Source organism: Aeromonas sp. S11(2024), from assembly GCF_041402345.1.
GTDB classification, from domain to species: domain Bacteria; phylum Pseudomonadota; class Gammaproteobacteria; order Enterobacterales; family Aeromonadaceae; genus Aeromonas; species Aeromonas veronii.
Window position 1 is genome coordinate 1 of the sequence record NZ_JBGLRC010000061.1, and the last position, 1,103, is coordinate 1,103.

Annotated in this window: 1 protein-coding gene; it reads right to left on the bottom strand. The window is 59.3% G+C overall.

Annotation, left to right across the window (positions count from 1 at the left end):
* Window positions 1–1,020: IS4-like element ISAeme13 family transposase (locus ACB040_RS20715; RefSeq protein ID WP_371156328.1), on the bottom strand; the 1,020-nt coding region annotated here is incomplete at its 3' end.
* Between the last annotated feature and the right edge of the window lie 83 nt (window positions 1,021–1,103).

A 1,103-nucleotide genomic window follows, 5' to 3' on the forward strand; every position in this document is an offset into this window, starting at 1 on the left:
CTCTTGCCGTATCCCCGCCGCCTTCTTGCTGCGCAGGGTCAGCCGGTGTTGTTGCAGGCTGTGCTTCATCTCCCGATAGCCCAACTCGATTTCCCAGCGGTGGCTGTAGAGTTCAACGATGTCGGCGCCCGGGAAGCGCATCGGGTCGACCATTGAGGTCAATACTTGGCGCTCCTTGCCATTGATGTGTCGGGTCAGCAAGCGGGCTTCCAGTGTCTCTGGCAGGTGCGGCCACTTCTTCCTCGCCTGTGGACTGGTTTTGAGACGCACCAGCACATCCTGACGCCCCAGCTTGCGCACCACCTCGTATTGCGTGCCTTTTTTGAGTGGCAGCAGCCAGTGCCGCTCGCTGCCAGTGGTTTGCCAGGCGTGGAGCAGACCGAGAGAGTAAAACCCCTTGTCGAACAGGGTGAGCGAGTGGTCCGGTGTACGCGCGATGAGTTGCTCGGCCAACACCATCTCGTTGACGGCGCAGCTCTCCATGACGGCCTGCACAAGTAGGTGACTGGTCAGCTCCATCTGGCAAAGCATGCGCACCTGCGGATAGGTGGTCTCGCCATGCTGGGTGCCGGGTTTGGCAAACTCGGCGGCATTGTCCGGGGTATCGGGAGTGCGCCACATCACGCCATCAACGGCGAGCAGTTGCAGCCCGGCCCAACCCGGATGATTGGCCTGCTGGTGCCAGCGCGAAGCGGTCTCGTGAAACAGGCGTTCGATGCTCTTGTCTCCCAGTTTTTGTCGAGCTTGCAGGAAAGCGCTGGGGGCGACGAAGGGGCGGTCGCCGGGCAACAGGATATCAAGCTGATTGACGAGCTGGGTCATGGGGACATGGCGGAAGATGGCCATGCCGATAATGGCCCAGACCAGACGCTCCATGGGCATACGGCGACGACGCAGGGTCGCGACATCCTCTTCGGCGAGTAGGGTTGTGATGAGCTCGGGAGAAATGAGGTCAGAGAGTGACTCAAACTGAGCGGCATTGCTGGCGTGGAGGAAGTCGAGAGCATGGGCGATACGCATAAAAAATCCGAAACCAATCAACAGGTTTCGGATTTTCACACAACAGAAGGATCGGTCAATGGATCCTTAACTGATCGGCATTA